The organism is Methanonatronarchaeum sp. AMET-Sl (assembly GCF_029854155.1).
Taxonomy (GTDB): domain Archaea; phylum Halobacteriota; class Methanonatronarchaeia; order Methanonatronarchaeales; family Methanonatronarchaeaceae; genus Methanonatronarchaeum.
In genome coordinates this window covers 591,036-610,728 of the sequence record NZ_CP122958.1, presented here as the reverse complement: position 1 = coordinate 610,728, position 19,693 = coordinate 591,036, and the positions used below count along the sequence as shown (strand labels likewise).

The window sequence follows — 19,693 nt, the reverse complement described above, 5'->3', positions numbered from 1 at the left end:
CAAACTCTCACAAAAGTTAAATTCGATAGGTCTCGGAGGGGTGTTGGAGGTTTTTTATGGTAGGTTTCCTTTTCCTAATAGGTTTTCTTGTTTTTCTATGTTCATTTCGATTAGGGTTTCGAATATTTTTTTGACCGATCCTGTGTCGATTCCTTTTTCAACGGCCATTTCGGTGGCTCGGGAGATTACTTTTTTGTTTTGTTGGTCGTCTCTTATTGGGATGTCGTTTTTGTCTTTTATTTTAGCTATATCTCCTGCCATGGCGGTTCTTTTGTGTATTAGGTTTATTATTTCTTGATCTATTTCTTCTATTTCATTTCGGATTTCTTCAAGTTTCAAAGTGTTTTTCCTCCTTTGTTGTTTGTTTTAGTCTGTATTATATCTCCATATTTATTCCAGGCTTTTTTGACATCTCTTTTTGAGTCGTTGTCGACTATTGCTGCGTATGCGGTTCCTGTTCCAGATAGTCCTGCTGCTTTTGCTCCGTTTTCTAATGCGTCTAATGGTATTTTTTGGCTGTATTCTAGTGTTGCGCAATATAATATTCCGTTTAATGTCATTGCGTCATAAACTGAGTCGTTTAAGGCCATTTTATGTGCTTTTTTTACTAGTGTTTCAAGTAGTTCGGCTCTCTCGACGTTTGTTTCGGATGAGTGTGAGGTGTTTTCTGGAACCAATATCAATATTTCTTCATCCATCTTTCTTTGTTTAAGGATTTTTCGGTCCCAGTTGTCTGTTATTGTTAGGCCGCCGTATATGGATGCTGATGCATCGTCGTATGCTCCGGTTATCGTTACATCTGATTCAATCGCTGATTCTACTCCGATTTCTAGTATTTCTTTTTTGGTTATCTCGTTTTCTTTGTTTAATGCCTTTGCTGTTGCTAGTACTGCTGCATTGGCTGCAGCACTACTGCTTTTCAGGCCTCTGCTTGGAGGTATTTCGGTTTCGGTTTTTATTGCTCCACCCATATCTTTGTCGAACCATTGGAGTGTTTTTTTTACACAGGTTTCTATTAATGTGGGGTCTAGGCCGCCTGCGTCTCCTATTATTTCGTTTGTTTCTGGGTCTAGTGTGGCTTCGGCTGTTGTATGTAGGTCTATTGCTAGTGCTGCTCCTCTCCATCCTGCTATGGCGTTTACTATGGTTATTGCTCCACAGGCTTTTGCTTTACCTTTCATTTTTTCACTTTGGGGTGGTTCGGGTTTTTTTGGTTTATAATTAGTTGGTGGGGTTGTATTGGGAAATGTTTTATGGGTTTTGGTTGGGTTTTGTTGGAATTGCTTTTGTTGCTGTTGCTTTGAATGTGGCGGCTAGTTTTTTTCCTTGTGTTATGTTGAGGTTTTTGAGGCTGTTTTTTGTTACTATTGCTTTTATTTCATTGTTGTTTGTTTTTAGTTTAATTGTTACAGTTCCTTTAGTTTCTGGTTTCTCTATGTCTGTTACTATGCCTTCGATTGTGTTTAATGCGCTTGTTTTTTGTTTTTTGTTTGGTTCTAGGAGTGTGATGGTGTCGGCTCTTATTAAAACTCTTGTTTTTTTTCCAGTTTCCATCCAAGGGTTTTTTCTTGTTTTTAGGGTGCCTATGGATGTTTTTATTTCGGCGAGATCTCCTTCTGTGTTTTTTATCTCACCATTTATTTCTGTTATTTCTGTGTTGGCGGTTATTGCTAAATCAGTTATTTTGTTTTCAAGTGTCTGTATCAATTCACTGGCTATAGATGTTAGTTTACTTCCTCCTCCATTTAATCCGCCTCGTTGTCTTGTTATTAATTTTCCAAATGCATTTTCTAGTTCATCGATTCTTTTTTGGGAGTGTGAGTAAGACCTACCGAGTTTTTCAGCTGCTTTGTTGATAGAGCCTTCTTTTTTAATCGATTTAAGTAGTTCTAGGTCTTTAGTTTTGAATTTTGTGTTTTTAGATTTTATGTAGACCTCGACTTTAGCTTCTTTTTTCATTTTGTTTTCTCTCTAGGGAAAATTTATTTTGACTTGGTTTACCGTGTTATTATATCGGTGTTTGGATATAAACCATTATGTCGTTTCGGACGCAACGATAGTTATGTAGCAACAAAAAAGAGAAATAACCATAAACACTAACGGTTATTCTTCACGAACAACCTTTATCTCAGCGCCATCCCAATCCTCATCAACCCCATGAAGGGCTTCAATCATCCCTTCCATAGAGTTACCAATCATCCTCTGAACAAAACCGTTAATGGGAACCTTCTCACCATCAATAAATAATTCAACACGCATACAGAAAACTAAAACCTCATCCATAATCAAACTTACCACAACCACCTAAAAAACCAAAAAAAACAAAAAAATTATGTTGATTTCTATAACCGGAATTGATAAAATGAAGAAAAAAAATGGATTCAAAACCCTCACCCCCATAAAAAAAGCATTAAACTCCTATTTAAAGACAATAAAACCGATAAAAACTACTGAGAAAATAAAAATAACTAAAGCATTAGATCGGGCCATAGCAAAAGACATAAAGTCACCAAAAAATGTACCCCACTACAACCGGTCCGCCATGGATGGATATGCAGTAAAAGCAGAAAACACATACGGAGCAACCAACACAAGCCCAATACCACTAAAAATGGTTGAAAAAAACCCCAATGACATGGAGTGCGTAAGAGTCCACACCGGCTCCGAAATACCAAGCCAAACAGACGCCGTAATCAAAATAGAAGACACAGAAAAAACCGACCAAACAATAAAAACCTATAAACCAGTCTCACCAGGAGAAAACGTAAGTCCAATCGGAGAAGACGTAGAAAAAAACGAAAAAATATTGAAAGCAGGCCATCAACTAAGGCCAATGGAGCTAGGGCTACTCAGAACACTACAGATAGAAGAGATAGAAGTAATGAAAAAACCGGAAACAACAATCATCCCAACTGGAAACGAAGTCATAAAACCAGGCCAAGAACCAAAACCAGGCCAAGTAATCGAAAGCAACTCAATAACAATCGAAATGTTGATAGAAAGATGGGGAGGAAAACCCAAAACACACCAGATAACTCCCGACCAACCTAAAAAAATACAGAAAGCCATTACAAAAAACCTCGATAAAGATATAATAGTGGTTATTGGAGGAAGCTCCGTAGGAGCACGAGACTACACCTCACAAGTAATAAAACAGAACGGTGTTGTACATATCGAGGGAGTTGCAATCAAACCCGGAAAACCAACAATCCTTGGAGAAATCGAAGAAACACCAATAATAGGCTTACCAGGATATCCAGTAGCCGCTGCAATAGCAGCAAAAATATTCTTAAAACCCACAATCCAACGTAAAGGAAAAATAAAGACGAAAAAAGAATGGAGAACCAAAGCAAAACTTACAAGAAAAATACACTCCACACCAGGCTACCAAACATACACAAGAGTAAAACTAAAAAATGGAGAAGCCACGCCCCTAAGAACCTCCGGATCCGGAATAATAACCTCAATAACCCAAGCCGACGGAATCGCAATAATACCCAGCGAAAGCGAGGGAAAAGACAAAGGAGAAAATGTAGAGGTGGTTCCAATTGAATAAAAAACCAAACCAAAACAATAGAAAACAGTTCCATAAACTCATTTCAATTAAAAAAGCAAGAAAAATAATAAAACCACTCATCAAAACCAAGACAGAAACAACCCCCATCCATAAAGCAGGTGGACATACACTATCAACAGACATCCAGTCACCAATAGATGTCCCCCCATTCGATAGATCCGCAATGGATGGATACGCAGTCAAAGCAGAAGACACATACGGTGCCGAAGAAGACAACCCAAAAAAACTCAAAAAAACCGGATCTATAAACGCAGGAGAAAAACCCAAACAAACCCTAAAACAAGGAGAAGCAATAGAAATCGCTACAGGAGCCGTAATGCCAAGTGGCGCAAACGCAGTAGTAATGATCGAACACACAGACCAACAAAACAACACAATAAACATAAGAAAACCAGTATACCCAGAACAAAACGTTATGCACGCCGGAACCGACATAACAGCCGGAGAAAAAATACTAAAAAAAGACAAAACACTAACCCCAAGAGAAATAGGTTTATTAGCAGCAACAGGACATGAAACCATAGAAACCAAAAAAGGCCCCATAACCGCCATAATCTCAACAGGAGATGAAATCACAACCCCTGACAAAAAACTCAAACCAGGCCAGATATACGACGTAAACCAAAACACGATATACAGCGCAGTAAAAGAAGCAGGCGGACAACCCAAAAAAATTGGAGTACTCCCCGACAACGAAAAACAGATCAAACAAACTCTAAAGAAAGCCGCTAACCAATCAGACCTAATACTAACCTCAGGAAGTACATCCGCCGGACATACAGACATACTCTACAGAATACTGGAAGACAAACTACTCTTCCATGGCCTAAAAATAAAACCTGGAAAACCAACATTCGCAGCAAAAATCAACGAAACACCAATAATAGGCTTACCAGGATACCCAACATCCAGCCTAACAATATTCAAAGCATTAATAGAACCAATACTACAAGAAAAAACAGGAAAAAAAAGACAACAAAACACAGTCACAGTTCAAACAGCAACCAAAATACAGTCAGTACCAGGAAAAAAACACCTAATACCAATCGGAATAACCAAAAAACAAAACAAATACAAAGCATACCCCGTCTACCGTGGTTCAGGAGCAATAAAATCACTATCAGATTCAGAAGGAATCATAACAGCAAAACAAAACGAAGAATACATCCAGAAAGGAGAAACAAAAAAAGCCCAACTCCACTCAAAACACCTAGAGATACCAAACCTATTGATAATGGGAAGCCATTGCTATGGAACAGACATAATAACCGGAATGCTAACCCAAACAAACAAAACAATACACACAGGATCAAGAGGCGGCCTCGAAATGATGGCAAGCAACATACCAGACATAATCGGTATACACCTACTGAACAAAAACAAAGAATACAACAAAAATTACATCAAGGAATACAACATCAAGAACGCCGAACTCATAAAAGGATACAAAAGAGAACAAGGAATACTCGTACAAAAAAACAACCCACACAACATAAAAACAATAAAAGACCTAATCAAAAAAGACATCACAATAACAAACAGAAACCAAGGCTCAGGAACAAGAACACTACTAGACCAAAAAATACAGGAAATATCCAAAAAAACAAAAAAACCAGCCAGAGAAATCAAAAACCAAATAAAAGGCTACAAAAACACACCAACAACACATTCAGCCGTAGCACAATCAATAAAAACAGGTAAAGCAGACGCAGGAATCGCAATAAAACCATACGCAACCCAAAACAACCTAGATTTCCATAAAATAACAGAAGAAGAATACGACTTCATAATAACAAAAAACAAGACAACAAAACAATTCAAACAAAAACTCAGATCCCAACAATTCAAACAAAAACTAACCAAAATACCCGGCCTAAAACCACATAAAAAAACAGGCCACCCCCCATAACACCCCTCCCAAAAAAAAGGATATATCTCTAATTCAAAATAAACAAAATCAATCCAAACCAAACATCTGCAACGCCTCCTCCTCCAAAAAATGTAGATCGCCTGGAACAATCAAAATATGCATCGGACCCCCAAACTCACAGTCAACCAACTCACCAACCCGACCCGCCCGAACCTCAGGAGAACTAGAGCCAGCCCGACCAACCACAACAACAGGCAAGTCATCAGTAACCACACCATCACCCACCAACCTCTCAACCTCCAACAAACACTCTAAACCCTCAACAGGCGACATAAAACGATCCTCCTTAATATCAAGAAACAACAAAGTATGCAAACCACGTTCACGGTTCTCACGAACCGCTTTATACCCAGATTTAGGTACATTACCCTTATAAGGAAAAGCAATCGTCGCAGACCTACCAAACTTATAATTCTGTAAACCAGCAAGCCCTGGAGCCGCAGTATAAATAGATGGAGCATGAACAACCTCAGTATCAATACCACGCTCCAAAGCCCTCAAACGAATATCATTATGAGTAGTAGCAATCATACTATCCCCACCAACAAAAAAACCAACATCACAGTCCTCAGCCATATCCAAAATCAAATCAGAACCCTCAACCTCATCCCTATCCAAAACACGTACATCCATACCAACCAACTCCTCAATCTCACCAACATCAGAACCCATCAACCTAGAAGTATAAAACTCAGCAAAAAGACAGTCACACTCCCTAGCCCTCTCCAAACCCTTAACCGTAATATCCCTAACATCAAACAACCCTAATCCAATAAAAACAAGCGACATAACACTACAATTTAACAACTACTACGACATATTTCTTGCTAGAAATGCCATACACAATCAAAGTCGAGAAAAAACAAGGAGAAAAAACAAGAAACCTACTCCAAAAACTAGACCTACTCAACCGAGACTACAAAATCAAAAAAACAAAAAACCACCTATACATACCAACAAAAAAACCAAACCAAAACCAACTAAAAAAACTAAAACAAAACCTCAACAAAATCGAGATAACAAAAACCAAACTCAAAGAAAGAAAAACCGGATACAACAACCTCAACGACTACCTAAAACCCCACCTAACAAAAAAAGAACTAAACAAAGTCCCCTCCTCATTCGACATAATAGGAGACATAGCAATAATAGAAATCCCCCCAGAACTCACCGCCAAACAAGAACTAATCGGAAAAGCATTAATGAAAGTACACTCAAACCTAACCTCCATATACAAACCAAAAACAAACGTACAAGGCGAATACAGAACAAGAGAACACCAACTAATAACAGGCACCCCAAAAACAGAAACCATACACAAAGAACATGGAATAAAATACCTACTAGACATAAACAAAGTATTCTTCACCCCCAGACTAGCAAGAGAACGAGAAATAATAACAAACCAAATAAAACCCAACGAAATAGTATTCGACATGTTCGCAGGCATAGGCCCCTTCTCAATACTAATAGCCAAAAAAACCGAATGCCAGAAAGTATACGCAGTAGACAAAAACACAGAAGCAATAAAATACCTACAAACAAACGCAGAAATGAACAACGTAACACAAAAAATCGAAACAATCGAAGGCGACATAAAAAACATAGCCAAAATGTACAAAGGCACAAGCGACAGAACAATAATGAACCTCCCATTCAAATCAATAGAATTCCTAGACGAAGCAATCGACCTCCTCCACAAAGACAAAGGAATAATCCACTACTACGACATAACAAAAAAAGAAAACCTATACCAAAAACCAATACAAAAAATAACAAAAAAAGTACACCAAAGAGGACTAAACCTCAAAATACTCAACAAAAGAAACATAAGATCATACTCCCCAGGAACCCAAAACATAGCAATAGACATCAAAATACACTAACAAACACACCAAAAAAACCAAAACCCAACCAAAACACATCAAAAAAAATAATAAAAAACTTCCTAACTAAAATATAACTATCTATGGTTTGAAGTCCCTTTCTTAGGTTATTAACTGGGATTTTGTATGGGATTTATAGTTGTTAGTGACATCTTACTACTAAATAGGGGGGGACTTACTGATCTCTCAAACTCTCACAAAAGTTAATAATCGATAATTTTTAATTTATAGAGTGTAATTTTGATGTATAGAAAATGAAAAACGATTTACCCAGTTTTTTCCGTACTGAAATCTGTAGGATGTTTGACGTCAAATATCCATTGATTCAAGCTGCGATGGGTGGTACAAAATGGAGTATGGCCGAGTTGACAGCAGAGATAGCTGATGCTGGTGCTCTGGGTCATGTTCAACACCCGGTTGCGACCTCTAGTAGAGGGGCTATTGAAGTTATGGATAAAATCACTGCTGGAGAGTGGAGTGATGATTTAATTAATGACTTAGTTGAACGTCAACACTCAATTATTGATACTGTTTTGAAAAAGACCGATGGGTCTTTCATTGTTAATATACGGGTGCATGAAAAGCAGGTTGATGCTCCAGTACTATTGGAAGCTTTAATTCAAAGAGCTTTAGATGATGAAGAGTTTGCCAATCAATGTAAAGGGATTTTAACTTCTGCAGGACCTCCAAAATACACTGAAAAAATACATGAAGCTGGTTTACTACATTTACACACCTGTGCTTTACCATACCATGCAAAAAAAGCTGTAGAGTCAGGTGTAGACGTTGTTAACGTAACCGGTTATGAAGCAGGAGGGCATATCTCCCATTATCCAATCAATACTTTTCCACTCGTAGCAGGGGTTATGCAAATGGATTTAGGTGTTCCCGTTACAGCAGGAGGTGGTGTTTTCCATGGCTCTCAAATAACCTCCTTAATGGCAATGGGAGTTCAAGCAGTTTACATTGGAACCCGCTTCCTAGTTAGCAGAGAATCGGACTACCACGTAAACGCTAAAAACCTTTTAGCAAACAAAAAAACAGGGTTCGAAGACAGTATTGTCGCACCAAGCCTGCTAGGAAACGCTAGATTCTATAAAACAAAAGGATCAGAGAAACTAAAAAAGATGGCGGAAAAAAAAGCTTCTTGGGGAGAAATTGCTAGAGAAGAAGGAAAAAGATTCCAAATACTTGATGAAGAAGGTAATACCGAAGAAGCCGCCATCATGGCTGGACAAGCTATAGGCGGAATAAATGAAGTAATCCCTGTAAAAAAAATAATCCACAACATGATGACAGAAGCAAAAAAGAGCTTAGAACCAACAAACCCATAAAAAATATAGAGTATTTAGACAGCCAGACAGCCTCTCCCCCCCACTAAAACTAATTAAATACCCATACTCATGGTTTTTGGGTGGGTTTTTATTTTCCTTTGAAGTTGGGTTCTCTTTTTTCTTTGAAGGCCTTTATGCCTTCTTGGAAGTCTTGTGTTTCGAGTAAATGTGTTAGGGTTTCTATCTGTAGTTCTAATGCTTTTTTGTGTTTTTGTTGTCTGGTTTTTTTTATGGTTTTTTTTGCTTGTGAGAGGGCTATTGGTGGGCCTTTGGTTATTTTGTTTATTGTTTCTTTAACTGTTTCATTGAGTTTTTCTTTTGGTACTGTTTTGTTTATTAGTCCCCAGTTTTCAGCGGTTTCTGCGTTGATTTTTTCTCCTAAATAGATCATTTGTTTGGCTCTTGTTTCTCCGATTAGTCTTGGGAGTTTATGGGTTCCTCCTCCGCCAGGGATTAATCCTATGTTTATTTCTGGTACTGCGAATTTTGATCTTTTGGTTGCTATTCGTAGGTCGCAGGATATGGCTAGTTCTAGTCCTCCTCCTAATGCGTATCCATCTATTTTAGCTATTACGGGTGTTGGGTAGTTTTCGAGAATTTGGAAGACTTTTAATAGTTTTCTTAGCCTAGTTGGTTTGGTTTTTTTCAGCATATCTATTTCTGCGCCGATTGAGAATGCTTTATCTCCTTTTCCTTCTATAACGATGCATCGAACATTGTTTTGGTCTAAGTTTTTAATGAATTCTGGGATCTCTGTCATCATTTCTTCATTTAGGGCGTTCATTCTTGAGGGTCTGTCTAGCGTGATTTTTACAACGCCTTTTTCATCAGGATTTTGGGTTTTAATGGCGTGGTAAGTTTTTTTGGTTGGTTCTATGTAGTTGTAGAAACCTTCTCCTTTTCTTTCTCCGATTTTATTTGTTTTTAGTTTATTTTTTAGTAGTTCTGTGGGTTTGTAACGTTCTTCCTTATATTTGTCGTGTAGTTTTTGGAGTTTGTTGGTGATTTTATCTAGGCCTATTTTGTCACCACGTCTGCATGGGCCTTCTGGAAATCTTGCGCCAAGCTTCATTCCGGTATCGATGTCTTTTGGTGTGGCTGCGTCAATTTCGATTAGTTTTGATGCTTCGTTGACCATTCTAGCTTCGATCTGAAGGGTATCTACTTTTTCTCCGTCTCTTTCTTTATAGTCTGCTCCTTGGCCTTCTCTGTAGTTGTAGAAGCCTTTTCCGGTTTTCCGGCCAAACTGTTTTTTATTAATTTTGTCTTCCATTACTGGGGGGATTTTTAATCCGGCTTCTTTTCTGACGTCATAGACGATATCTATTCCTGTAAGGTCGAGTAGTTCGAATGGACCCATTGGGTATCCTTTTTGGTGAACCATTGCTGCATCGATTTCCTTTATCTCTGCTTCTCCATTAGTAAACATCCACATTGCTTCTCCATAAAAAGCTCCGATTATGTTGGTGACAATGAAACCACGTACATCTTTTTTGCAGTAAATAGGGATTTTATCCATTGTTTCTGCAAATTTATAGGTAGTTTCTGCGGTTTCTTTCGATGTTTTCTCACCATAGATCACTTCAACAAGGTCCATTAATACTGGGGGGTTGAACCAATGCATCCCAACAACCTTCTCAGGTCTAGTTGTAGCCCTCGCTATCTCAGTTATGGGTAGGGAGGAGGTTCCGGATGCAAGAACGGTGTGTTCTGGTGTATATCTATCTAAACGAGCGAATAGGTCGCGTTTCAGCTCTAGATTTTCAGGAACAACTTCAATTACGAAATCTCGATCTATAACAGCTTTCTGTAAATCATTAACGGTCTCTATCTTGTTTAATGTGTCTATAGCCTCTGTTTCCGATATCCTGTCTTTTTCTTCCAGCTTTGCAAGGCTTTTCTCTATCTCCTTCAACGCGTTCTTGAGATTTTGTTTTTTGTGGTCATATATATTAACATCTCTACCCGACATAGCAACAACTTCAGCGATGCCATGCCCCATCACACCCGCTCCAATAACTGCAACCTTCTTTATATCCACCATACAAACCTCTCCTCCTACACTATTTACCCTATTGGTTTGAATACGTAATATGGAGGTCCCTTCTCTCTTTGTTTTGGAAAAAGCTCGACCTCCAGACCTATCTCAACATCTTCTCTATCAACGTTTTCAATCCAAGCTAATGCAGAAACCGAATCATATTTCTTAAACTCCGCAACAACAATTGTATAGGGTTTTTCATCTCTGAATGATTTTGGTCGAACATCGATATGTGTGAAACTTTGAACTACTGCCTCACCATCTAAATCTATCCACTCAATATCTGAACTTAAGCAACTTTGACAGTAACTCTGAGGGGGGAACATCACTTTTCCACAATCAACACATTTTGAAGTGACTAATTCATTAGCTTCAAGTTTTTCCCAAAAAACCTTGGTCTTCTCAACCGGTATTTCATATTTAAAACAGATCTCCCTAATATCTTCAAGTGATTTCGGCATAAACAACCCTCCCTAACTACCTCTCCAAAACCGTTACATAACTGTAATGTCCCGTTCCACCAACATTATGAGCCAATGCATATCCATTATCTATCGAAGCCTGTCTCTTACCTGGCTTAACCTCTCCTTTAAGCTGTTCAGTCAACTCATTAATCATTGCAATACCTGTAGCACCAATCGGATGGCCTTTTGCCTTAAGCCCCCCATCTAGATTAACCGGATAATCACCACCAACATAAGTCTGGCCCTCCCTAACCAACTCCTTACCCCTACCTTTCTCACAAAAACCCACATCTTCATAAGCAATTATCTCCGCACTTGTAAAGGAATCATGCAAACAAGAAACATCTATCTCACACGGCTCCACACCCGCCATATCAAACGCCTTTTCAGCAGCAACCTGCGCCGACTCAAACCCAACAAAAGAGTTTCTATTCGAAATGTTAACCGAACTGGTACCAGAACCCAAACCCTTAATCCAAACAGGATCCTCAGACAACTCCTTAGCCTTCTCTTCAGAAGCCAACACCACCGTAGCCGACCCATCATTAATAGGACAACAATAATACAGCCTATGTGGATAAGCAATCATCTTCGAATTCAACGCATCCTCCACATCTATCTCATTACGGAGAAACGCCTTCTCATTCAACGCTCCATAACTATGGTTTTTAACCGCAACCTCCGCAAAATCCCTCTCAGTTGTACCATAACGATCCATATGCGCAGTAGCATAAATACCATAATACCCAGGAAAAGTCGCTCCAAAACTCTGAAACTCCCAAAGATAAGACCCAGGCCTACCAATAAACTCAATCATACTAGACTTAGGAACCTCAGTCATCTTCTCAACACCTAACGCTACCCCAACATCAATCAACCCAGACTTAATCAAAGCATACACCAAATATACAGCTGACATACCGGTCGCACAAGCAGCTTCAGTCCTCTGAGCCCCAATCGGATTTAAACCAAGATATTCACAAACAAGAGGAGCCGGCAAAAACTCTTCATTATAAATACCAGAACCAAACGACCCAACCGACGCAAACTCTATATCACCCCTAGACAAATCACCCTCAGAATCCAATGCCTCAATAAACGACTCAGCCGCCAACTCCCTAATATCCACATCCTTACGAATCCCAAAATCCGATTGTCCCGACGCAACAACACCAACCTTTCTATCCAATCAAAAAACCCCACTTATCAAAATAAATCAGATATAGATAGTATTCAAACCCATTTAAATGACACTGCATTAAACCAAAAAAAACCAACCTCTAACAAAAAAACCATCGAAACCACTCAACTAAGAAAAACAAAAAATATAAATTCAACAAACCTCAACAAAATAGTACTTAACCAACTACTAAACCTAATTCTATAAACGCCCCGGTGGCTTAGCCGGCAAAGCGACGGTCTTGTAAACCGTAGATCGCGGGTTCGAATCCCGCCCGGGGCTTAATCTTTAAGGTTCATATCCCTCCTTCTATAGCCACAAACCTTATATACCTCCTCAAAAACACCGATTAAAGAAAAAAGCCAACAAAACCACCAAAAACCAGCCAAAAAACCCACAAAACAACAACACTTTCGGACAACTCCCTACAGTAATGTTAGGTTCAAACCATCGATAAAATACAGATGCCTTACAAAAACCACTATCCTTCTATTTTTAACAAATAAAAGGCACCGAGGTTTGAAATGCCAACTAAAAACTTTAAAAGAGACATAAAAAACGAACTAAACAACATCCAAACACACGAAAAACTGACACCACACAACAAAGAACTAATACAAGAATTCTACAGAGACCTACGAATAATGGACTACTCAGAAGCAAGAATCCTAAAACTACTCAACACAACCAAAATAATCGGAGAAATAATGAACACAAACTTCGATGAAGCAACCAAAAACGACATAAAAGACCTAGTAGCAGAAATAAACTCAAAAAACTACGCAGAATCAACCAAAAGAACATACAAAGTAATAATCAGACGATTCTACAAATGGCTCAACAACGAAGAAGACTACCCAGACACAGTCAACTGGATAGAACTAAAATACAACAAAACCAAAAAACTACCAGAAAAAATACTCACAGAACAAGACATCCACAAACTACTAGAAGCAGCAACACACCCCAGAACAAAAGCACTCATAAGCATACTATGGGAAACAGGAGCAAGAATCGGAGAACTAATAGACCTAACAATAGGACACATAGAAGAACACCCCTACGGCAAAAAAATAACAATAGACGGAAAAACAGGCCAAAGAAGACTCCCCCTAATACAAACAGTACCCCACCTAAGAACCTGGATAGATATACACCCAAACCCACAAAACAAACAACCACTCTGGGTAAACATAGGAAACCCACGCCACGGCCAAAAATGCACCTACAGAAACCTATCCAAAAGCCTACAAACAACAAAACAAAAAACAGATATAAACAAACCAGTAAACCCACACCACTTCCGACATTCAAGAGCCACATACCTAGCAAACAAATTCACAGACGCACAAATGTGCGAATGGTTCGGATGGGTACAAGGATCCGACATGCCAGCAAGATACATCCACCTATCCGGAAGAGACATCGACGGAGCATACGCACAAATCCACGGAATCAAAACCAAAAACAACACAGAAAAATCAAAACTAGCACCACAAAAATGCCCAACCTGCACAAACACCAACCCCCACAACGCCAACGCCTGCAACTACTGCGGAAAAGCACTAAACCAAGAAGCACTAAAAAAACTCGAAAAAGCAGAAAAACAACAAAAACAACAAAACAACAAAAACGAACTAATCCAAATGATACAAAACTACGAACAAAACGGAAAAATACACCCAAAACTAATCCAACAACTAACAAAAAAATAAAGAGAGGAAAACCTCAATCCTCTCCCCCACCCTCTCCCTCTCCAGGAAGATAAACAACACCATCCTTCTCATAACCACCATTACTAAAAACCCATTCACGGAAAGACAAAACAACACCCTCCCCACACTCCAACGAATCAAAATACATATTCAAACCCTCCATCTCAACCTCACTACCAAAACGAGCCCTCAAATCACAACACAAACCCCAAAAATACTCCTCAACCTCAAAACCCTCAAAAACCAAATCACAAGTATCCTCCCTATAAACAACCCTAAAATTCGAATCACTCTTCTTCAACTCCCTAACCTCATCCCTAAACACAGAAACAACCTGCAACCTACCACAATACCTACAACAATACATAGATTTCATAATAAAACAACATAACAACCACAACCCATATAAAAACAAACAAGAGAGATACCCGAAACTAATAAAAAAACAAACTTAAAAAAGTAGTGCCTAAAAACCAAAAAAAATAAAAAAGAAAGGAAATAAGGAAACCAAATCAAAAGTTTCCTGCAGCTTTATTTACAGTATCACCGATTCAACAGGATTCTCAATACTTGTCCAGCCATCAACAAACTCTGCATCCTCTGGAACTGTATTGTCAACTATAAGGCTTACAGCCCACCCAAATTCACCGTCTGGTAAGAACTCTGCATCCTTGTCTACTGTTATTGTGAATTCACTATCTTCTGTTGAGTCCCCTTCAACTGTTATATAATCGTTATCTGTTACCTTCTCTACACCCTCATCATGCCATTCCTCTACACCTGTATCAAATAGCCATTCACCAACATCGAAATCATGGTTTACCCCATCGTTGTTATGGATTTGAGCTACAATATCGTTTTCACCATCTGCAAAGAACAGAGCAACAGGAATTCTGTCTTGTCCTTGTCCAGTCATTGCTTCTTCATCTGTAATATCCACTACAAATTCTATTTCATCTGCTGTTTGCTCGTAATCTACAGTTGCACCATCAATCATGTAAGTTCCTTCAATCACTACAGTGAAAGGTAAAACTACATCAACATGATCCGGTACGTTTTCAATTGCATTCTGGTTTACATTACCTGGATGTTCAGGATCATCAAGCGGATGGCTATCTGACTGGCCCGGTGCTTCTTTATCCATATCTGGTGTATCTGGTGCCTGGTTATTTTCATTTGCTTGTGAGTTGTCTGCTGCTGGGATTGCAGCAACAGCACCCGCAGAAACAACAATTAAAAACACCAAAAAAACACCAATAACTAAATTTCGTTTCATATACAAAAATAATATAATATCAGATTGAAAAAACTTTGGAACTAAACCTCACTATCTTCAATTAACCCCACATACAAAAACCCAATCATAGAACAAATAGAAACTAAACAACCCTATATCGAAAACAAAAAAAAATAAACTAAGAAATGTAGTGACTAAAAAAAGATAACAACTTTTCCAATTAATCTGTAGTGCCTAAAAACCAAAAAAAGACTTACAAACTCCAAAAAAAACAATCATCCACCTCTAATAATTGAGATAAAAAGATAGCTGGGTTATCTCTCTAACCGTAGTTTATCAAACTCAATCAACAACCTATCCTTGTTCTCATCAACATACCTATGAGCTTCTTCTGGACTATCAAACTTCTTAATTGTCTTATACCGCCATTCATCCTCAGTTTTTGCCTGCAACTCCACAGGTTCACCCAAAACCTCCTTCAAACTAAGAGGAGCCCCAATCTCCCTAGCCCTCCTCTTAAACCTACGGCCATGCCCACTGGTCTCCAGATGTAATGCCTCATGCCTCAAAACCAAATCCTGCTGCTCCCCAGACAACCCACCCCAAACCTCCGGATTAATCTCAAGCCAGGTCATACCACCTGAAGACTTGAAGGTTGCGATCTCCGAACCACCCAAAAACTCCTCTTTAACTCCAGTAGCCCTATGAATCTCCTCCACCTCATTCGTATCAAAAACACCCCTAAAATCAGTCGGCCGGCCATAAATAAACTCATCAAAAACCCCAAACAACCTCTCCTCAACCCCAACCACATCCAACCCACATAAACCATGAACCTCCTCTGCACCTTCCTCTATTTCAACAACCCTCTTTTTTATGTATTCGGCTTCAGATAGATCGCCTGACTCATACATCTCAACAATCTCCTCCCGCTCCCTCTCATTATAGAGGTCAGCCCGCCCCAAATACTTTAAATGAACCTGCCTAACAGATCCACCCTCCCTCACAGACTTAACCAAATACGCATAATCAATACCATGAATCGTTTTAGTTCTAACAAACACCATACACTAGGCACCACACAACAAAAACAAATAAAAAACAAACAAAATTATGCAAAAAAGAAAATAAATGGATTTTAAAACCCCAATAAAACCAAGAAAATTAACATAATCACTAAAATACGCAAACAAAGACTTAATAGACATAACTAAAGATAAAGAACTAATCAACATGAAAAACAAAACACCTAAAAACTTAAAGATAGGGAAAGACGAACCAGAAACCAAATATATACCTCCAAATACTCCAAAAAATAAAAGAAAAAACCAACCAAACCACAATAATAAACTGTTTTAACAATTAACCACCAAACAACCAAAACCCCAAAAACAAAGGCCCACTAACTATCTAAAAAATATCTAAAAACCCCGGCCCCCATAAGACAGAGAAACTAAAAAAACAACCGCCTTTACAGAAACAAAATCTAAAAACATACTCCTCCAGAATACATCTAATAAAATTTTTCCTTTTAAAGATAATAGGTTAAAAATCACTACCCACCACTCAAATCCATATAGATACAGTGGCCAAATACCTACAAAAAGAAAATCAAGAAATATGGAGTTAAGAAAACAAAATAACCATCACCAAAAAAAAGTTTTTGAATAAACAACCGAGCTCCATACCAGAACCTAACTTAACATCAACCCTAATAGAGTCCCCATCAAAGTTCTTGGTTGTTTTATTTTAGGTTTTCTTGTTTCCTGGTTGTGGCTGAGTCTTCTATCCAGTTTTTAATTATGTTTACTGTAAGTTTGTTTTTACGTTCTTTTTGGATGAATAGTGCTATTGAACATAATATATATTCTTGTTTCACCCTGTCGTCATCACCAGAACTTGATTCATCTATTATCTCTATCCTGGTATGGTGTTTGTTGGATAGCCTAATTAGGTCTTTCAGTTTTTTAGGTGACCAAAGGATATTTTCTATACGGGGAACAGCAATAACATCGAAATCACAAATATCCTCTTTCAATTGATCATAAGCCGTCTCTGTGAAGCCAGGTTGTTCAAACTCTATGTAGAGCTCAAGATCAGCCTCACCATATCTATCCTGAATAACATCAACCTGATGATTCTCAGGATCTCTATCAGGAAGCCGGATAATACCGGCAACTCTCATACCACCCACCAAAACACAATACAACCTAAAGATACTTAAACCAATATAACTTGACAAAAACTAAACTAAATAAAAAAAACAACCAAAACCCAAAACACCCTTCACAAAAAAAGAGTGCCTAAACCTCAACCAAAATAAACAAAACCAAAAATAAACCACCTAAAAACCACTTGTAATCTACATCACCTTAGTCTTAACTAACCCCATACTTAGGCACTATAAACCAAAATTAATAAAAACCAACCAAAACTCCACGTTAGATGGTATATTTGAGGTTTTTTAGATATTTTTATCGTTTTATCCTTTTTTTAAGGCTTTTAGGGGTGTGATTTTTGGTTTGTTTTCTTCGTCTATTTCTATTTTTGATTTGACGTTGTATACTGAGTTCATCATTTTTTTGGTTATTACGTTTTTGGGTTTTCCTGTTGAGTATATTTCTCCGTTTTTTAGGATTATTAGGTTGTCTGCGTATCTGGAGATTTGGTTGAGGTCATGGGATGTTATTATTGTTGTTATGTTTTCGTTGTGTGTGATTTTTTTTATTATTTCCATTACTTTTAGTTGGTTTGGTAGGTCTAGGTTTGAAGTTGGTTCGTCTAGTAGGTAGGTGTCTGGGGTTCCTATCATTGATTGTGCCATGTTTATCATTTGTTGTTGGCCGCCACTGAGTTCGTTTAGGTTTTTTTCTGCTAGGTGTTCTATTTCGAGTTTTTGGAGTATGTTCCAGGCTTCTTGTAGGTCTTGTTGCGATATGTTCCATGATAGTGTGTGTACTTTTCCTAGTAATACTGCTTCTAGTACTGGTAGTGCTGCGCTGGTGTTTTGGTTTTGTGGTTGGTAGCTTAAAATTTGTGAGAGTTCTTTTTTGCTGATTTCGTGGATGTTTTTGCCTTTTATTTTGATTTTTCCTTTTTTTGGTTTTAGGATTCCAGCGATGCATTTGAGTAATGTGGATTTACCTGCTCCGTTCGGACCTATTAATCCGGTTAGTTCTCCAAGTTCTGCTTTTAATGTTATGTTTTTTAGGATTTTTTTAGATGAATAGTTGAAATGTAGGTTTTCTATTTCTATTTTGTTCATCTCCAGTATCCTCCTTTTTGGCTTAGTATTAATGCTAAGAAGAATGGTACTCCTATTATTGAGGTTAGTATTCCTATTGGGAAGATTACTCCTTCTATTACTAGTTTGGATCCTATTGAGGCTGATATGAGTAGTATTGATCCTGCTAATGCTGAGGCGATTAGAAAGAACTTTTGGTTTTCTCCTACGAGCATTCTTGCGATATGTGGTCCTACAAGACCTATGAATCCTATTATTCCTGTAAAGCTTACTGCGACTGCTGTTAAAAGTGAGACTACTATCATTGTTTTTAGTCTTAAGCTTTCTACGTTGATTCCAAGGCCTTTTGCTCTTTCGTCTCCTAGTTTGAGTGTTGTGAGTTTCCATCCTTTTTTTGTGAGCCATGCTGTGGTTGGTATTAATACTAAGATTAATATTCCTATGTCTATCCAGCTAACTCTCTGCAGGCTGCCCATTAACCAGAAAACTATTTCTTGTAAGGCATCTTCTGTTGCTAAGTACTGTTGAAGTGATATGCCTGATTCGAATAGGAAGAGAATTGCTATTCCTGCAAGTATCATCATTTCTTTGGTTGCTTTCTTGAGTTTGGCGATGTAGTATATGGCTAAACTTGCGATTAAGGCGAAAAAGAAGGCGTTTAAAGTTACAAATGACCCTTGTACTATTGGTAGTTGGTCTGCCCCCATCACGATGGCTAAGGCAGCACCAAATCCAGCTCCTGCGGCCAATCCTAATGTAAATGGGCTTGCTAGGGGGTTGTCAAGTATTGTCTGCATCTCTGCTCCCGCTATGCTTAGACTGGCTCCAACCAGTAGGGCGGCTATTGTCATCGGGAGTCTTACTTCCCAAACTATAATGTTGTTTATGTCTGTGCTTTGGTGGAATATTGCTAGTATTACTTCTTCAATTGATAGCCCTGCGGAACCTATTGCAATATCGATTAGGAAAACAAAGATGCATATTAACAGTAATGCAGATGTTATTATTGTTTTTTTACCTGTTATTTCGCTGTAAACTGAGTTTATATCTACGTTTTCTTCGTTTTCCATTTGATCACTCTGTTA

At 38.3% G+C, this 19,693-nt stretch carries 19 protein-coding genes and 1 tRNA gene; 6 read left to right on the top strand and 14 right to left on the bottom strand.

Annotated features, from left to right (window positions below):
- Positions 1-54: 54 nt before the first annotated feature.
- From QEN48_RS03000 to QEN48_RS02985, 4 genes are all read right to left on the bottom strand, one after another.
- Positions 55-339 carry a chorismate mutase gene (locus QEN48_RS03000; protein ID WP_280108925.1) on the bottom strand — a complete coding sequence of 95 codons (285 nt, stop codon included), beginning with the start codon at positions 337-339 and terminating at the stop codon, positions 55-57.
- Positions 336-1,181, bottom strand: coding sequence for a shikimate kinase (locus QEN48_RS02995; protein WP_280108924.1), 846 nt, complete (start codon positions 1,179-1,181; stop codon positions 336-338). Before QEN48_RS02995 ends, QEN48_RS03000 begins: the two co-directional genes overlap by 4 nt.
- A gap of 70 nt (positions 1,182-1,251) precedes the next feature.
- Positions 1,252-1,959, bottom strand: coding sequence for a TOBE domain-containing protein (locus QEN48_RS02990; RefSeq protein ID WP_280108923.1), 708 nt, complete (start codon positions 1,957-1,959; stop codon positions 1,252-1,254).
- A gap of 144 nt (positions 1,960-2,103) precedes the next feature.
- On the bottom strand, positions 2,104-2,283 hold the full coding sequence (locus tag QEN48_RS02985) for a hypothetical protein (RefSeq protein WP_347985125.1): 180 nt from the start codon (positions 2,281-2,283) through the stop codon (positions 2,104-2,106).
- A 79-nt stretch (positions 2,284-2,362) separates the two neighbouring features.
- On the opposite strand from QEN48_RS02985, the gene glp reads away from it, so the two are divergent.
- Together glp and QEN48_RS02975 are read left to right on the top strand one after the other, a co-directional pair.
- Positions 2,363-3,556: a gephyrin-like molybdotransferase Glp gene (gene glp / locus QEN48_RS02980; RefSeq protein ID WP_280108921.1), complete on the top strand. Its 1,194-nt coding sequence runs from the start codon at positions 2,363-2,365 to the stop codon at positions 3,554-3,556.
- The gene (locus tag QEN48_RS02975) at positions 3,549-5,486 is read left to right on the top strand and encodes a molybdopterin biosynthesis protein (RefSeq protein ID WP_280108920.1); all 1,938 of its coding nucleotides are present in this window, start codon (positions 3,549-3,551) and stop codon (positions 5,484-5,486) included. Before glp ends, QEN48_RS02975 begins: the two co-directional genes overlap by 8 nt.
- Positions 5,487-5,534: 48 nt before the next feature.
- On the opposite strand, the gene dph5 is transcribed toward QEN48_RS02975, so the two are convergent.
- Entirely contained in the window at positions 5,535-6,296 is a 762-nt protein-coding gene (gene dph5 / locus QEN48_RS02970; protein WP_280108919.1) for a diphthine synthase, read from the bottom strand.
- Between the two features lie 44 nt (positions 6,297-6,340).
- On the opposite strand from dph5, the gene QEN48_RS02965 reads away from it, so the two are divergent.
- Positions 6,341-7,393 carry a class I SAM-dependent methyltransferase family protein gene (locus tag QEN48_RS02965; RefSeq protein ID WP_280109092.1) on the top strand — a complete coding sequence of 351 codons (1,053 nt, stop codon included), beginning with the start codon at positions 6,341-6,343 and terminating at the stop codon, positions 7,391-7,393.
- A 254-nt stretch (positions 7,394-7,647) separates the two neighbouring features.
- Complete coding sequence (locus QEN48_RS02960; RefSeq protein WP_280108918.1) at positions 7,648-8,727, top strand: nitronate monooxygenase; 1,080 nt, start codon at positions 7,648-7,650, stop codon at positions 8,725-8,727.
- An 88-nt stretch (positions 8,728-8,815) separates the two neighbouring features.
- Here the strand turns inward: QEN48_RS02960 and QEN48_RS02955 are convergent, their stop codons facing one another.
- Genes QEN48_RS02955 through QEN48_RS02945 form a run of 3 tightly spaced genes read right to left on the bottom strand, consistent with a single transcriptional unit; the run spans position 8,816 to position 12,421 of the window.
- Entirely contained in the window at positions 8,816-10,771 is a 1,956-nt protein-coding gene (locus QEN48_RS02955; RefSeq protein ID WP_280108917.1) for an enoyl-CoA hydratase-related protein, read from the bottom strand.
- A gap of 23 nt (positions 10,772-10,794) precedes the next feature.
- Positions 10,795-11,229 (bottom strand): Zn-ribbon domain-containing OB-fold protein, encoded by a 435-nt coding sequence (locus QEN48_RS02950; protein WP_280108916.1) that lies wholly within the window; start codon positions 11,227-11,229, stop codon positions 10,795-10,797.
- 16 nt (positions 11,230-11,245) lie between these two features.
- On the bottom strand, positions 11,246-12,421 hold the full coding sequence (locus QEN48_RS02945) for a thiolase domain-containing protein (RefSeq protein WP_280108915.1): 1,176 nt from the start codon (positions 12,419-12,421) through the stop codon (positions 11,246-11,248).
- A 200-nt stretch (positions 12,422-12,621) separates the two neighbouring features.
- On the opposite strand from QEN48_RS02945, the gene QEN48_RS02940 reads away from it, so the two are divergent.
- Positions 12,622-12,694, top strand: a tRNA-Thr gene (locus QEN48_RS02940).
- A 242-nt stretch (positions 12,695-12,936) separates the two neighbouring features.
- Complete coding sequence (locus QEN48_RS02935) at positions 12,937-14,127, top strand: site-specific integrase (RefSeq protein ID WP_280108068.1); 1,191 nt, start codon at positions 12,937-12,939, stop codon at positions 14,125-14,127.
- A 13-nt stretch (positions 14,128-14,140) separates the two neighbouring features.
- Here the strand turns inward: QEN48_RS02935 and QEN48_RS02930 are convergent, their stop codons facing one another.
- From QEN48_RS02930 to QEN48_RS02905, 6 genes are all read right to left on the bottom strand, one after another.
- Positions 14,141-14,503 carry a hypothetical protein gene (locus tag QEN48_RS02930; protein WP_280108069.1) on the bottom strand — a complete coding sequence of 121 codons (363 nt, stop codon included), beginning with the start codon at positions 14,501-14,503 and terminating at the stop codon, positions 14,141-14,143.
- 159 nt (positions 14,504-14,662) lie between these two features.
- Positions 14,663-15,403, bottom strand: coding sequence for a hypothetical protein (locus QEN48_RS02925; protein WP_280108914.1), 741 nt, complete (start codon positions 15,401-15,403; stop codon positions 14,663-14,665).
- Positions 15,404-15,678: 275 nt separating this feature from the next.
- A complete protein-coding gene (locus tag QEN48_RS02920; protein ID WP_280108913.1) occupies positions 15,679-16,431 on the bottom strand; it encodes a hypothetical protein in 753 nt (250 codons plus the stop codon).
- Positions 16,432-17,108: 677 nt separating this feature from the next.
- A complete protein-coding gene (locus QEN48_RS02915; protein ID WP_280108912.1) occupies positions 17,109-17,549 on the bottom strand; it encodes a hypothetical protein in 441 nt (146 codons plus the stop codon).
- 297 nt (positions 17,550-17,846) lie between these two features.
- A complete protein-coding gene (locus QEN48_RS02910; RefSeq protein WP_280108911.1) occupies positions 17,847-18,629 on the bottom strand; it encodes an ABC transporter ATP-binding protein in 783 nt (260 codons plus the stop codon).
- Complete coding sequence (locus QEN48_RS02905; protein ID WP_280108910.1) at positions 18,626-19,678, bottom strand: iron ABC transporter permease; 1,053 nt, start codon at positions 19,676-19,678, stop codon at positions 18,626-18,628. The genes QEN48_RS02910 and QEN48_RS02905 overlap by 4 nt, the downstream gene beginning before the upstream one ends.
- Between the last annotated feature and the right edge of the window lie 15 nt (positions 19,679-19,693).

Bases quoted from the DNA above. Each gene is read 5' to 3' on its own strand.
- QEN48_RS02995 (WP_280108924.1), bottom strand. From the start codon at position 1,181: ATGAAAGGTAAAGCAAAAGCCTGTGGAGCAATAACCATAGTAAACGCC.
- QEN48_RS02950 (WP_280108916.1), bottom strand. From the start codon at position 11,229: ATGCCGAAATCACTTGAAGATATTAGGGAGATCTGTTTTAAATATGAA.
- QEN48_RS02915 (WP_280108912.1), bottom strand. From the start codon at position 17,549: ATGAGAGTTGCCGGTATTATCCGGCTTCCTGATAGAGATCCTGAGAAT.
- QEN48_RS02930 (WP_280108069.1), bottom strand. From the start codon at position 14,503: ATGAAATCTATGTATTGTTGTAGGTATTGTGGTAGGTTGCAGGTTGTT.
- QEN48_RS02925 (WP_280108914.1), bottom strand. From the start codon at position 15,403: ATGAAACGAAATTTAGTTATTGGTGTTTTTTTGGTGTTTTTAATTGTT.
- QEN48_RS02920 (WP_280108913.1), bottom strand. From the start codon at position 16,431: ATGGTGTTTGTTAGAACTAAAACGATTCATGGTATTGATTATGCGTAT.
- QEN48_RS02965 (WP_280109092.1), top strand. From the start codon at position 6,341: ATGCCATACACAATCAAAGTCGAGAAAAAACAAGGAGAAAAAACAAGA.
- QEN48_RS02905 (WP_280108910.1), bottom strand. From the start codon at position 19,678: ATGGAAAACGAAGAAAACGTAGATATAAACTCAGTTTACAGCGAAATA.
- QEN48_RS02955 (WP_280108917.1), bottom strand. From the start codon at position 10,771: ATGGTGGATATAAAGAAGGTTGCAGTTATTGGAGCGGGTGTGATGGGG.
- QEN48_RS02990 (WP_280108923.1), bottom strand. From the start codon at position 1,959: ATGAAAAAAGAAGCTAAAGTCGAGGTCTACATAAAATCTAAAAACACA.
- glp (WP_280108921.1), top strand. From the start codon at position 2,363: ATGAAGAAAAAAAATGGATTCAAAACCCTCACCCCCATAAAAAAAGCA.
- QEN48_RS02960 (WP_280108918.1), top strand. From the start codon at position 7,648: ATGAAAAACGATTTACCCAGTTTTTTCCGTACTGAAATCTGTAGGATG.
- dph5 (WP_280108919.1), bottom strand. From the start codon at position 6,296: ATGTCGCTTGTTTTTATTGGATTAGGGTTGTTTGATGTTAGGGATATT.
- QEN48_RS02935 (WP_280108068.1), top strand. From the start codon at position 12,937: ATGCCAACTAAAAACTTTAAAAGAGACATAAAAAACGAACTAAACAAC.
- QEN48_RS02985 (WP_347985125.1), bottom strand. From the start codon at position 2,283: ATGGATGAGGTTTTAGTTTTCTGTATGCGTGTTGAATTATTTATTGAT.
- QEN48_RS02910 (WP_280108911.1), bottom strand. From the start codon at position 18,629: ATGAACAAAATAGAAATAGAAAACCTACATTTCAACTATTCATCTAAA.